Source organism: Rhodoblastus acidophilus, assembly GCF_025961575.1.
Lineage (GTDB): Bacteria > Pseudomonadota > Alphaproteobacteria > Rhizobiales > Beijerinckiaceae > Rhodoblastus > Rhodoblastus acidophilus_C.
Window position 1 is genome coordinate 47,735 of record NZ_JAOQNX010000014.1, and the last position, 13,303, is coordinate 61,037.

The 13,303-nt window shown below is 63.9% G+C and carries 10 protein-coding genes; 4 read left to right on the forward strand and 6 right to left on the reverse strand.

Features of this window, described 5'->3' with window-relative positions; translation table 11 throughout:
- Positions 1-122: 122 nt before the first annotated feature.
- The 3 genes from M2320_RS11570 to M2320_RS11580 form a co-directional block, all read right to left on the reverse strand.
- Positions 123-1,133: a glycoside hydrolase family 5 protein gene (locus M2320_RS11570; protein WP_264597402.1), complete on the reverse strand. Its 1,011-nt coding sequence runs from the start codon at positions 1,131-1,133 to the stop codon at positions 123-125.
- 32 nt (positions 1,134-1,165) lie between these two features.
- Positions 1,166-2,257, reverse strand: a complete 1,092-nt coding sequence (locus tag M2320_RS11575) for an acyltransferase family protein (RefSeq protein WP_264597403.1) — start codon at positions 2,255-2,257, stop codon at positions 1,166-1,168.
- Positions 2,258-2,680: 423 nt separating this feature from the next.
- Positions 2,681-3,730 carry a helix-turn-helix transcriptional regulator gene (locus M2320_RS11580; protein ID WP_264597404.1) on the reverse strand — a complete coding sequence of 350 codons (1,050 nt, stop codon included), beginning with the start codon at positions 3,728-3,730 and terminating at the stop codon, positions 2,681-2,683.
- A 278-nt stretch (positions 3,731-4,008) separates the two neighbouring features.
- On the opposite strand from M2320_RS11580, the gene M2320_RS11585 reads away from it, so the two are divergent.
- From M2320_RS11585 to M2320_RS11595, 3 genes are all read left to right on the forward strand, one after another.
- Positions 4,009-4,203, forward strand: a complete 195-nt coding sequence (locus M2320_RS11585) for a hypothetical protein (RefSeq protein WP_264597405.1) — start codon at positions 4,009-4,011, stop codon at positions 4,201-4,203.
- Between the two features lie 138 nt (positions 4,204-4,341).
- Positions 4,342-5,766 (forward strand): DUF1254 domain-containing protein, encoded by a 1,425-nt coding sequence (locus M2320_RS11590; protein ID WP_264597406.1) that lies wholly within the window; start codon positions 4,342-4,344, stop codon positions 5,764-5,766.
- Positions 5,767-5,797: 31 nt separating this feature from the next.
- The gene (locus M2320_RS11595) at positions 5,798-6,151 is read left to right on the forward strand and encodes an HdeA/HdeB family chaperone (RefSeq protein ID WP_264597407.1); all 354 of its coding nucleotides are present in this window, start codon (positions 5,798-5,800) and stop codon (positions 6,149-6,151) included.
- A gap of 42 nt (positions 6,152-6,193) precedes the next feature.
- Here M2320_RS11595 and M2320_RS11600 read toward each other — a convergent pair whose 3' ends face one another.
- Positions 6,194-7,444 (reverse strand): anaerobic sulfatase maturase, encoded by a 1,251-nt coding sequence (locus M2320_RS11600; protein WP_264597408.1) that lies wholly within the window; start codon positions 7,442-7,444, stop codon positions 6,194-6,196.
- Positions 7,445-7,534: 90 nt separating this feature from the next.
- A complete protein-coding gene (locus tag M2320_RS11605) occupies positions 7,535-10,243 on the reverse strand; it encodes an arylsulfatase (protein WP_264597409.1) in 2,709 nt (902 codons plus the stop codon).
- 456 nt (positions 10,244-10,699) lie between these two features.
- Here M2320_RS11605 and M2320_RS11610 point away from each other — a divergent pair, with 456 nt between their 5' ends.
- Complete coding sequence (locus M2320_RS11610) at positions 10,700-11,515, forward strand: hypothetical protein (protein ID WP_264597410.1); 816 nt, start codon at positions 10,700-10,702, stop codon at positions 11,513-11,515.
- 114 nt (positions 11,516-11,629) lie between these two features.
- Here the strand turns inward: M2320_RS11610 and M2320_RS11615 are convergent, their stop codons facing one another.
- The gene (locus M2320_RS11615) at positions 11,630-13,249 is read right to left on the reverse strand and encodes a Hint domain-containing protein (protein WP_264597411.1); all 1,620 of its coding nucleotides are present in this window, start codon (positions 13,247-13,249) and stop codon (positions 11,630-11,632) included.
- Positions 13,250-13,303: the final 54 nt, after the last annotated feature.

Sequence of the window (13,303 nt, forward strand, 5' to 3'; positions counted from 1 at the left end):
TGAGCGGGGACACCGCCGCCTCGGCATCGCGCATCCACCCCGAACAATCGATAGGCCGGCGCGCGGCTGAGAGCGACACAGCCGAAATAGTCCGGGCGCTGCGCCAAAAACCAAGACAGTCTTCAGTTCGGCGCGGTCGCATAGCGCAGCAGAATATTGAGTTGGGGCTTGTCTCGCCCATCTTTCGGCTCAATCGAAAACATATAGTCGCCCCACCAAGGGCCGGCAGCCCAATAGGTCCAGCCGAGCCAAACGTCGCGGTTACGCGCCATATAGCCGACCAGAGCGCGGGCTTCGGCGAGCGCCTGCGGCGAAGAGGAAAACCCGAACTCACCGAGAAAGCCGCGCGCCTTCTCGCGCCGGGCCCATTCGGTGAAGGCGGCAAGGCGGGTGGCGCCAGCGCCGGGCGTGACATTCGGCGAGCCGCCAGAACTGTCGCCGTCGAGATATTGATGGACCTCGTAAGCGAAATTGTCGGCGGGATCCTCGAGCTTCTTCATCACCGCGGCATTGTCCGTGACGGTCCAGGAATGGGCGCCGCTCCAGTAGGAGCCGGGCGCAAGAACAAGCTGTTTCGCGCCGGCTTTTCGGATGGCGGCGATCGCCGCATTGGCCGCGCCAAGCCATTCGGCCGCGGTCTGCTCGTGCGGTTCGTTCATCAAGCCGAAGATGACATTGGGTTTGTCGCGCAAGGCCATTGCGGCGCTCGCCCAGGCTAGGACGAAGCTGCGGGTCGCGGCGGCGTCGCGCCCAATCAGGCCCTCCCTGGTTCGTCCGAATTGGTGGAAGTCGACGATGATCTCGGCGTCGGCCGTGGCCGCATCGTCGATGAGCGCCACGAGCGCGCGCCAGTCGTCGGACGGCATGGCCTGTCCGCCATCGGCGGAGATGACGAACAGACGCTCCATCAGCACGGGAATGCGGAAGACGCGAAGGCCTTGGCGGCGAAAATGCCGGATTTCTGCGATCGTAGGAACGACGTAGTCGAAGTTGATGCGATCGCGGCCTGGGTTGAGCTCGGCGCCAGACAAATTTACGCCGGTCTTCCAGCGGTTTAGAGATCGGGGGTCTTCGGCGAGGGCCGGAGCGACCGCAAGCATCGCCAGCGAGGCGATCGGCAAGACAAACGCCACGATGCTTCTGCGGCCTTTTCGAAAGGAGGCGTTCACGTCAGCGCGCTGCTCGGCCGCCGACGAAGGAGCGAAAGTGATTTCAGCGCCATCGCGGGTTTTTCGATGAAGTGCCACGAGAAACTCGCGGGAACGAGCGTCAGAACAAAGGCGGCGATCGCTTGCTGCAGCGGATGCCATCCCGGCGTCGCCGAGATGATCATCTGTTGAATGGGATAGGCATAGATGTAGATGCCGTAGGAATAGTCGGGCAAGGAGCTGATCGCCGCCAAAGCCCTGTTTCGGCGGAAGGCGACCCAGAGCGTGAACAGCGAAATGGTGGCCGCCGCCAGCACGGTGTAAAGCGCGGTTCCCGAAAAGCAGGCCGCCAGCGCCACCGCGCCAAGGCATGCAAAGAGTGTCGGAGTCGATTTGGCGCGCGCCTGGAACCAGGCTCCGATCGCGAACGGAAAAAACAGCGAGAGAATGTTGGTGATCTGCACCGGCGTGGCGCGACCGCTGAACACAATGAGCGCATGCGCCGTTGCGCAGGCCAGGCCGGCCGTCAGTATCGCGTGAGCGAAATTCAGCCGGCTCGCGCGCGTCGCCACATAGATCAGGAAGACCGCCAGATAGCAGGCGACCTCGTAGCGCAACGTCCACAACGAACCGTTCACCTGGGTCGAGACATTGTGCTGAAACACGCCGGGCAGCGCATATTCAGTCCCCAGAAGCGTTCCCGTGCCGAACACAAATTTCAGCGTCTGACCGCTCGACAGATAGGTCCTGAGATCGACGTCCGAAAAAGGAAAAACGATCAGCGCTGTCAGCGTCGTGCAAACCAGCAGGCCAGGGAGAATGCGCAGCGCGCGCGCTTTCCAGAAATCGGCTGCGCTGCGGCGCTGCGCGGACCCGCAGATCAGATAGCCGCTGAGCGTGAAGAATATGACGACGGCCGACCAACCAAGATCGAGGCCGGTTGCGCGGCCATAGAGCCCGTCCAATCCGCGCAGGCCCCAGGCATGCGCAACGATGACGGCCGATGCAGCGATCCAGCGAAGCGCCTCGAAATTGTTTGCCGCGCCGCGACGGTGATCGGCCGCGCGCGGCCGGGCCGTCCCGGACTCGTCTGGATCAACACGGGTCATGAGCATAATCCTCGTCGAGACCGGCAAATATCGCAGAAAAGAAAACCCGGCCGCGCCATTGCGCGGTTTCCCCTCGGATCTCAAACATTCAAATTTGAACGCCCGAAGACTATCTCTCCGATGGTTGCCGCCAGCAAGAGACGTGCGCGCGCGTTCGTGGAAAGTGGTAAACTTCATCGGGCTCTCGTCGAAGCCAAGGGCGCACGCCCATGACAAAGCAGATCGCGCCCGCGCGCGCAGCGCCAGGAGATTGCACATCAGCCGATAAACGATGTTCGGAAATTGGTTCGGCCGCAGGGCGCTTGCGTTCAAGAACAAATGAAATCCGCAGGCGCCTGTCGCTACGGCGCTCCCAGACTGGAATTTGCGAGCGGCCAGCGGAGATTTCGGCGGCTTGACGTTCCCTCCAGGCTGAGCGCCACCTCAGGCGCCGCCCTCCGTCGCCTTCCACCCCGACTTGAATTCGACAGGGCTCAATCCTGTCGCCTTCTGAAACGCCCGACGAAAGCTGCGCGCGTCGGAATAGCCCAAAAATTCCGCGGTCCGCTCCACGGTTTCGCCGTCACGCAAAAAACTTTTCGCCTTGCGGATGCGCTGCAGCGCGACCATTTCGGAGAAGCGCACGCCCTCGCGCGCCAAGAGCCTGTCGAGCGAGCGCTCGCTAATGCCCAGTTCTGCGGAAACCTCCCGTCGTCCGCGCAGCGTCCCATCCCGGGCGACGATGCGCTCGACCAGGCCGCGCGCGTCGATCCGGCCGAGGGCGGCCAGCTCCCGGTCGGCCGTGCGGCGCAGCATGTGCGCGGCGGCGGGATCGGGAAAACGCAAGGGCGCGCACAGGTCGCGGCTGCGATAGACGATGCAGGAGCGGTCGGCGTCATCGAGGATGCGCGCCGAGAGCCGCCGCGCCAAAATCGCCTTGAGACCACGTTCCAGGCGTCCCTCGATTTCGAAGCGGATGGGCTCGGGCGTTGCGCCGGGCAGCTGGCGCAGCAGGTGGACGACGGAGAGCAGGTGATCGAGGCGCCAGAATTGCCCGAGTTCGTCGTCTGCGTAGAGGTCGCGGGCGACGACCGCCGTCTCCTCGCCGCAGGTCTCCATCTCCAGCCGCAACACCGAGCCGGCGAGCGTCTGATAGGCGAGCGCGAAGCGCAGCGCGGCTTCGGCGGAGGCTTGCACCATGGCGCCGAGCCCGACGATGCCGTAATTGGCGATGGATTTGCGAAACGCATGTTCGACGGCGAGTTCCTGGCCGAGCATGCGCCGGGCGCGAACGTAAGCCTGCCGCGCCTCCATATAGCTGAAGCGCCGGCCGTCGTCGGCGGGATGCGTCCCCTCGAACTCGAGGAAAGGAAAGATCTCGCGCGCGTTCCAGCCGCGCTCGACGGCATGGGCGATCAGCGGCGACAGGACATGCAGCGGCACCACCCGGTCATGCGCCGAGGCGAACGGACCGCGCTCCGACTTTCCGGCCAAAACTGTCCCCTTTTCTGGCGGCATCTGTCCTTGGCCCCCGTCCCAGGTTTCCTTAGCGTTTGATCGAAGCGTCACTGACCGGCCCCGATCCGCATCATGCAGCGGAAAGGACCGGGACGCAATTTGGGCTGTTTTCGCGACATTTTGAAATGAACGGGGAGCCGCGGGGTGAACAATCCCGGCGCGTGACGTGGGCGCGCGCGCCGTTCCGCAGGGGCTGCCGCAACGATTTTCACCGGGTCCGCCGCCAAACGGCGGTCGCAGCAGAGGGATGGGCAATGAAGAAATTTCTGTTTGCTTTCGGCGTGGTCGCGCTCCTCGTCGAACCGGCTTCCGCCGCCGGTGTGATCCTCGCCAATCCGGCCGACGCCGTGGTCGGCGTCCAGCCGGAACAGACGGTGACCCGCGCCGGCGTCGCGCATCGCTCGTCGCGCCGCACGGCCCGCCGGGTCAATCGACGCCACGCCTATTGATCCGCAACAACCAGCGCGCGGCCGCCTCCGCCTGAAATGCGGGGGCGGCTTGCCTTTCTGCGCGCGACGGCGCGGCCGCCTCCCGGGGCCGGGGCCTATCTGATCCGTGACTTCACTCGTCAAACCTATGAGGCTTACGTGGATTTTGACAGACGCGCCGCCATGATCGGCGGCATCGGACTGCTCACTGGCGCCGCGGTCGCGCCGCGCGCGGCGCTCGCCTTCGACCATCCGCTCGCCGACCTCGTCGAAGGCGCCGAGGATTTTCATATCGCCTCCGACGCCTATGTTTTCGGCTATCCGCTGGTCACCATGGAGATGACCCGGCGCGTGATGACCAATGTGGCCGAGCCCGCCGGGACCCGCGCGCCGATGGGACAGCTGATCAAGGCGCGCGAATATCCGACCGCCAAATTTCGCGACGTCACCGCACCCAATGCCGACACGCTCTACACCATGTCATTCTTCGACGTCGGCGCCGAGCCCTGGGTGGTCAGCATTCCCGACATGAAGGGCCGCTACTTCCTGCTGCCGTTCCTCGACGGATGGACCAATGTCTTCGCCGCTCCCGGCAGCCGCACGACCGGAACTGACGCACAAACTTTTGTCATCACTGGTCCAGGCTGGAGCGGGGCCGTGCCCGCCGGCGCAACCCAGCTCAAGTCGCCCACTGCGATCGTCTGGATGCTCGGCCGCATCTATTGCACCGGCACGCCCGAGGATTACGCGGCGGTGCATGCGCTTCAGGACGCGTTCAAGGTGCAGCCGCTCAGCACGTGGGGCAAGGATTACAAGCCGCCGGCGGGAACCGTCGATCCCTCGGTCGACATGAAGACGCCGGTCCGCGACCAGGTCAACAAGCTGTCCGCACGCGACTATTTCACTCTGCTCGCCGAGCTGCTGAAGCGGAACCCACCCGCCGCCGCGGACGCTCCCGCGCTGGAGCGATTTAAAGAGATCGGATTGGAGGCCGGAAAGAGTTTTAATTCGGAGGCCCTCGACCACCGCTATGACGAGCGCCTGCCGCGGCTGGCCTACGATCGCATCCTCCTGCAACTGACCTCGCTCAAGCGGGAGCACGGCTGGCTGTTCACCACCAAGACCGGCTCCTACGGGACCGACTATCTGCAACGCGCCTTCATCACGGCGATCGGCCTCGGCGCCAACCTGCCGCAGGACGCCGTCTATCCGATGTCGCAGCGCGCCTCGCTGCTCCACGCCTACGAGGGCGCGCACAATTACGAACTTCGGTTCGCAAAGGGCGAGCTTCCGCCGGTCAAGGGGTTCTGGTCGCTGACCATGTACGACGAGGAGATGTTCTTCGTCGCCAATCCGATCAACCGCTATTCCATGAGCGTGCGCACCAATCCGAAATACGAGCCGGACGGGTCTCTGGTGATCTACATCCAGAACGAAAGCCCCGGCGCGGAGAAGGAAGCCAACTGGCTGCCCGCGCCAAAAGGCAAATTCCACCTGATGCTGCGTCTTTACTGGCCCAGCGAGAACGATCCATCGATTCTCAACGGCTCCTGGGAGCCGCCGGCGGTGAAGCGCGCGCGCTAAAAACCGGTTTTTCATAATGCGGGGGATTTTCATGAAACATGCGCTGGCTCTCGGAATTTTCGCCGCAGTTGCGTCAATGGGCGCGGCCAAGGCCGATCCGGTCGAACTCACGGCCTATACCGACGCCAAGGGATGGATCGACGTGCAGGAGCTGACCTGCGCGCAACTGGCCAACACCTTTCAGGAAGACGCCGATTATCTGACCGTCTGGTACAGCGGCTGGTACAATGGCCTGGCCCACAAGCATTTCATGAAGCCGGACCGCGCCAAGGCGCTCGAACACAATCTGATCATGTATTGCAAGGCGAACCAGGACAAGAAGATCATCCAGGGCCTGGAAGTGGTCTTCAAGGAATGGCGCGAGAAGAACGGCATCCGCGAGTAAGGTTTTCGATCCCGGCGGCGGTCGCCGCCGCCGGGATTTCCGTCATTTTGAACGCCGGATCTCGGCGGCGAGGCGCTCCACCGCCGGCAGCGCGTGCTTGAAGAATTTTCGCAGACCCGAACACAGATAGTTCAAGCCGGGCTCGCCGTCCGGCGCGCGGATCAGGCGGTTACGCGGGCACTCGCCCCAGCAGTCGATCTTGAACGGGCATTCGCGGCAATAAAGCGGCAAAGTCTCCGATTTGGCGAAGCCGAATTTGACCTGATCCGGCGAGAACACCATTTTGTCGAGCGGCGTCTCGCGCAGCGATCCCAGCCGATATTCCGGATAGACGTAATGGTCGCAGGCGTAGAGCCCGCCATCGTGCTCCAGTGCGAGACTCTTGCCGCAGTACTCGCTGTAAACGCACATTTGCGAGGGCATTTCGAGATGCTGCGCGACCAGCGTTTCGAAATGCGTGACCAGCACTTTTCCCACGTCTTTGCGCAGCCATTCGTCGAAGGCGCGCGACAGGAAATAGCCGTAGTCCTCGGGATCGACCGACCAATCGGTGACGATGGAGTTTTCGTGACCCGGTCGCGCCTGCGGAGTGCCGAGGATCGGCAATTCCGCCTGACGGCGCGACTGGGGCGCCGCGACCTCAAAATTTTTCGGCTCGACGACGGGAATGAACTGGATGGTCGTCGACCCCACGTCCTTTCGCAGGAAACGGTAGACGTCGAGCGGGCGCTTGGCGTTGCCGCGATGCACGCAGGTGAGCGTGGTGAAGCGCACGTTTTGCGCGCGCAAAACTTCGACCGCCGCCATCACCTTGTCAAAAGTCGGGGCGCCGCCCTTGTTGACGCGATAAAGGTCGTGCAACTCGCGCGGCCCATCGATGCTCAGGCCGACGAGGAAACGATTTTCGCGCAGGAACTTCGCCCAGTCCTCATCGATCAGCACGCCATTGGTTTGCAGGTCGTTCTCGATCCTCTGGCCGGGCCGGGCGTATTTCTTCTGCAAGGCGACGACGCGGCGGAAGAAATCGAGGCCGCGCAAGGTCGGCTCGCCACCCTGCCAGGTGAACACCACCTCGGGACCGGTGACCCCTTCGATGTACTGCCGGACGAAGAGGTCGAGCGTCTCGTCGCTCATCTCTCCCGCGCCGGGTCCCCCGGCCAGGCGCTCCTTGCTGAGATAAAAACAATAGGCGCAATCGAGATTGCAGGTGGAGCCCGCGGGCTTCGCCACGATGTGAAAGGCGCGATGCCCCGCCGCGCCTAGCTGTTGCGGAATGCTGTATTTGTCGATCATCGCAGGCTCGGTCGGCGCACACGGTTTTAACGCATGCGGGGGCTCGCAAGCCCCCGCTGTCACGGGCGGTTCGCCCGCCTGAACCAGAGATTATTTCACACAGTCGCGCACGAACTTGATGCGGTCAACGACATCGAGCTTTTCGGCAATCGCCTTCTCGCGGCATTCCTTGATTTTGTCCACCTTCAGCTCCAGCCGCTGCACCGTGTCCAGCTCATCCGAAACCGGGCCGTCGGCGGCGGCCGACTTGGCGCCCTCGAGTTTCTTGATGTCCTCCGGGGTCAATTGCGGCCGATCCAGTTTGATCGTCAGCTTTTCCAGTTTCGCCGTCAGCGGGAACGGCGGCTGGTAATCGGCGTCGTTGACGCCGGTCAGCGTGTCGGAGCCGATGTCAAAACTCTCGTCCCATTGCAGGATCAGCGGAAGGGTGCGCTCCATTTTTTCGGTCGCCACGACCTGGCCGTCGACCTTCAGCTCGCCGACGCCGGAACGGCCAATGCCGGAGAAATTGTTGAAGGCGAGCGTGCCGGCGCCGAGCCCGTCATATTTGAAATCGAACGCGACCGTATGCTTGCCCGGCGTCAGCGCGTCCGCGCCCTCCCATTTGATGCGCTTGAGATCGACGAGGTTCCACAGGAACACCGGCTTGCCCTTGAGCAGATAAAAGCCATAGCCGCCGAAGCGCCCGCCCGAGGTGAGGATCATGCCTTCGGCGCCCTGCTGCGGCACGTCGAGTTCGGCGGTGATCGTATAGGAGGTGTTCAACAGCGAGGGCGAGTCGCCTTGCGGCAGGCCGGTCATCGGCCGCGTGTAGACGAAGTCCGTCCGCCCCGCCGTGATGTTCGGGCGCGGCTGCACCAGACGGGAGGCGACCGAGGCGTCGAGCGGGAACACCTGATATTTCTTCGCCTCCTCGACGAACAGCTCGCGCAGCTCGGCGACCCTGGCGGGGTGCTGGGCGGCGACATCGTCGGTCTGGTTCCAGTTCTTCCGCAAATCGTAGAGCTGGAACACCTGATTGTTGAGCGGATCGGGATTGGCGGGTCCGAACGCCTCCCAGGGGGCGCGATTGACCTTGGTGCTGAGCAGCCAGCCGTCATTGTAGAGCGCCCACTGGCCCATCATTTCAAAATATTGGCGCTTGTGGCGCGAGGGCGCCTTGGCGTTCTCGGCGTCGAACGTATAGGCGAAACTCGTCCCCTCGATGGGGGCCTGCTTGATGCCGTCGACGGAATCGGGCGCCTTGACGCCCGCGACTTCGAGGATGGTCGGCATGACATCGATGACATGGGCGAATTGCTCGCGCACCGCGCCCCTGTCCTTGATCCGCGTCGGCCAGGACACCACCATGTTCTGGTTGATGCCGCCGAGCCGCGAGGCGTTCTGCTTGAACCAGTCGAACGGCGTGTCGAAGGCCCAGGACCAGCCGGCCGACATATGATTGTAGGTCTGCTCGGTGCCCCAGACGTCATAGAATTTCATCTGCACTTCAGCGGGGATTTCGTTGAGGCCGTTGAAGAAGGCGACCTCGTTGGGCGTGCCCAGCGGCCCGCCTTCGGCGCTCGTTCCATTGTCGCCGTTGATATAGATGACCAAAGTGTTGTCGGGATCGAAAGACTTCATCGCCTCGACGACGCGGCCGACCTCATAATCGTTATAGGCGGCATAGGCTGCGAACACCTCGACCTGCCGGATGAACAGTTTTTTCTCGACATCCGTCAGCTGGTCCCAGGGTTTGATCTTGTCGGCCGGCCAGGGCGTCAGCGTGGCGTCCTGGGGCACGATGCCGAGCTTCTTCTGGTTTGCAAAAATCCGTTCGCGCAGCTTTTCATAGCCGTCGTCGAACAGATGCAGGGCGTGGATCTTGTCGACCCATTCCTGGGTCGGATGATGCGGCGCATGGGTCGCGCCCGGCGCATATTTGACGAACAGCGGTTTGGCGGGATCGGTCTGACGCATCCGCGTCATCCAGTCGATGGCGTCATCGGCCATCGCCGTGATCAGGTTCCAGCTTCCCGGCGGTTTTCCCAGGAATGGGTAGATTTGCGTGGTGTTGCGGAACAGATTGGGTTGCCACTGGTTGGCGTCGCCGCCGACGAAACCGTAGAAATATTCAAAACCCATCCCGGTCGGCCACTGGTCGAACGGACCGGCTTCGCTCGCGGAAAAGGCGGGCGTGTTGTGGTCCTTGCCGAACCAGGAGGTGTGATAGCCGTTGTCGAGCAGGACGCGCCCGATCGTCGCCTTATCCTTGCCGATAATGCTGTTGTAGCCGGGGAAGCCGGTCGACTGTTCGGAAATGACGCCGAAACCGGCGGAATGGTGGTTGCGCCCGGTGATCAGCGCCGCGCGGGTCGGCGAGGACAGCGCGGTCGAGAACATGCGGGTGTAGCGCAGGCCCTCCTGCGCGACCTTGTCCATGGTCGGCGCCGGAATGACGCCGCCGAACGTGCTGGGCACGCCGAAACCGGCGTCGTCCGTGATGACCAGCAGCACATTGGGCGCGCCCTTGGGCGGGACAATGCGCGGCGCCCACCACGCCTTGGATTGCAGCGCGTCATGCTTGATCTCGCCGCCGAATTTCGGGTCGGGCGGCGGCAATTGCTTTCCGTCGATGGTCGTGGTGGCGGCGGGCGAACCGAGCACGCCCGTGACCTCCTGCGCGGCGGCTGGGGCGTCGCCCCCCGCGACGGCGAGAGCAAAGGCGCTGAGCGCCAGCAGGGAGGCGCCGCGCCTCCATTTCGCCGGGCTGGCGCATGTGAACGAGAGCTTGGGAGTTGCCGCCGGGTCCTTGATCATCGGATGTCCCTCTTGGAATGTCCCCTTGGAATGTCCCTTGGGATGTCCCTCTTGGGCGGGTCGTGGCGAATGGGCGCGACCGGGTTTCGAACAAAGCTTCGCAGGATGATCCTGTCCATGCCGGGCGCCGGGTCAAGGACGGTTTGCGCCAGAAACCGGGACATTTCCCGCCAGCGGGCGGGTGGGACGCAATGTCAGCGCGGGCGCCGAGCGGTTTCGTCCCGCTTCACCCAGGCCTGTTACTCAGTTCGGTCCATGGCGATCAAAGACTTATCGCCAAGTCTACGATAGCTTCTCGCCTGTTGCTTCAATTCTGCTTGTGGCGTCCGTGCAACATGAGCTCGGATTATAGGGAAGGAACGGCCGGAGCGGCGATTCGCGCTGGCCTTTTGCAACGCCTTCGCTCAACGTGAACGAGACTTTATCGAGGAGTTTCATCGCTTGCGGAAGATCTTGTTGAGCAGCAGCGCCGTCCTTGCGCTCACCGCCATGTCTTCGGCGTCCGCTCTCGCCGCCGACCTGCCGTCGCTCAAGGAGGCGCCCGTTCTGGCGCCCGCGCCCAGCGCCTGGCGCTTCGAGGCGACCATCAACGGCTGGGCGCCGAGCCTCATCGCCAATGTGGGCGTGCGCAATCTGCCGACCTCGTCAGCCGATGTCGGCTTTTTCAAACTGCTCCAGCATCTCAATTATGTCGTGCCCCTCAGCGTCGTCGCCCGCAACGACGATTTCATCGGCGGCCTCGACCTCTACGCCACCGGCGTGACCGCGGGCGCGAGCTTCCATGGCCAGCCCGGGGGACTCGGACAATTCGGCGGCGTCCACGCCAACCTGCATCTGCAGGAGACCGTGCTGACCGGCTTCGCCGGCGCGCGCCTCGCCGTGCCGGTCCCCGGCCTGACCCTGTTCGGCATTGCCGGCGCGCGCTATTTCGGCGTGCATGCGGATGTGACGCTGAGCACGGCGGTGCTCGGCTACGGCGTCAAGACCTCGCAGAGCAAGGACTGGGTGGACCCGATCATCGGCGCGGTCGCCCGATATGACTTGAACGACACCTGGTTCCTCAAGGGCGAGGCGGACATCGGCGGCTACACCAACAGCCTGACCTGGCAGACCTTTGGCGCCCTGGGCTATAACTGGACGCCGCACACGTCGCTGACCCTCGGCTTCCGGGCGCTCTACGCCTACGAAAAGCAGGACAACGGCCTCGCTGGCAGCTTCCGCTTCCAGCAGACCATGCTCGGGCCGCAATTCACCATCGGATACACATTCTAGTTCTTTGTTTTGACGCATTTTCTTCACGCGAACCGGAAACCGCTTCGCTCGAAAATGCTCTAACCGGATGAGCCGGGGCGACCGCCCCGGCCCAGATCGAGGCCAGCCGCATGGTCACGCTGCGGCTGGCGTCGCCTTCGCCCGTTCGGCGATCAGCCTGCGCACCGCCGCTGGAAGCTGACGGGCCGATTTCGCCCGCGGATACTCCATTTCGGCCACCGGCTTGCCCTGAGGCCACAGCGCCTCGTGCTCCGCCCAATTGTCGAAGGCCATGCGCTCCACCGTATCGACGAACGTCTCCGCCGGCGTATTCTCCGCCAGGATCAGCGCATGGTCGTCGAGCTCCACGTGATAATAGGTGAAGCGTTCCGGCGCCTCGGTCTCGCGTAGAATCGTGGTCCCGTTGACCAGCGCGCCCGCGTGAACCAGCACGCCGCAGACCAGCAGCGCGTGATCGGGCGAGAGCCGCAGGTCGCGCGCGGGAATATTTTCGCCGAGCGCCCCGGCCGTGACCCGGATCGGCCAGCAGCGCGCCGGATCGGCGAAGCGCGACGCCACCGTGCGCATCCCGATCCAGGCCACCGGACGAATCTCGCCGGCGCTCGTCATCACCAGATCGCCGCGCTTCAAATCCCGCACCGCGGTCTCGCCGTCGGGCGTGCGGATCAGGGTCTCCGGCAGGAAGCACGGCGCGGCGCTGGTGAGAAACGTGCCGCCATTCGTGCTGGTGGTGTCGGCGCGAACCGCGAAGAGGCTGGCGTCGTAGACGCCGGCGAAGGTCAGCGTGTAATCGACGATGGAGCCGTTGGGGTCGAAGCCGTCGAGCCGCACGACCGTGTGCAGGCCGTCATTGGTCACCGAGGCGATGGTCGCGCTGCTCGACGCGCCCCCCGCCCCTTGAAGACCGGCGAGGTCGATGGTGTCGCCGGAGCCGAAATCCGAGATCAGCGGAGCAAAGCTTTTGCTCAGATCGTAGACGCCCGAGGTCAGCGCCAGCGTTCCGCCGCTGCCGGTGAAATCGACGGACAAGGTGGCGGCGGCGGGATTGTAGAGATTGAGGACGCCTTGCGCGGCGATTTTCAGCACGCCCGAACCGGACAGCGCGCCATAGAGGTCCTCGGCGCCCTTGTCGGCCTCCAGCACGCCGTCGATGATGATGTCCGAGGCCTGGATGGCGCCGCTGCCGGAGAGCGTCTGACCGGCGTCGAGCGCGAACTGGCCCGCCGCGGCGGCGCCTGCGGTCGGGCCCAGTTCGATCCATGACGTCGAATCGCTCACGGTGAAATATTTGATCACCGCCGCGTCGCTGGCGACGCCGCCGAGCCAGATGGCTCCGCCATTGGAGGCGGTATAGGCGTCGCCATTGGCGAAGCCCGCGAGCGTCGCCGTTCCCGTAACGGTGAAGGCGCCGCCCGTGGCGTAGACCATGTCATTGGCGCCGCCGAAGTCGCCGTTCACGGTCAGGGCGCCGCCGTAAAGCGTATAGGTCACGGCGGAGCCGCCGATCTCCGAGAGCGCGCCGAGAGTCAGGGCGTTGCTGGAGAGGGTGAGGCTGGAGGTTCCCGAAAAGCTCAGCGAAGCCGCCGCGCCGTCCGGGCCGTTGAACAAGACGTCCGCCGCATCCACGCTTGCGGAATCGATTGATGTCGGGACGACATTGCCGTCCCAGTTCGCCCCATTCGACCAGTCCTGGTCGAAGCCCGCTCCAGTCCATGTCAGCTTTGCGCCTGCCATTCCCATTCCCCTTATTGGCCGGGTGCGAAACCTGGCCTAATTGCGCCAATCGAA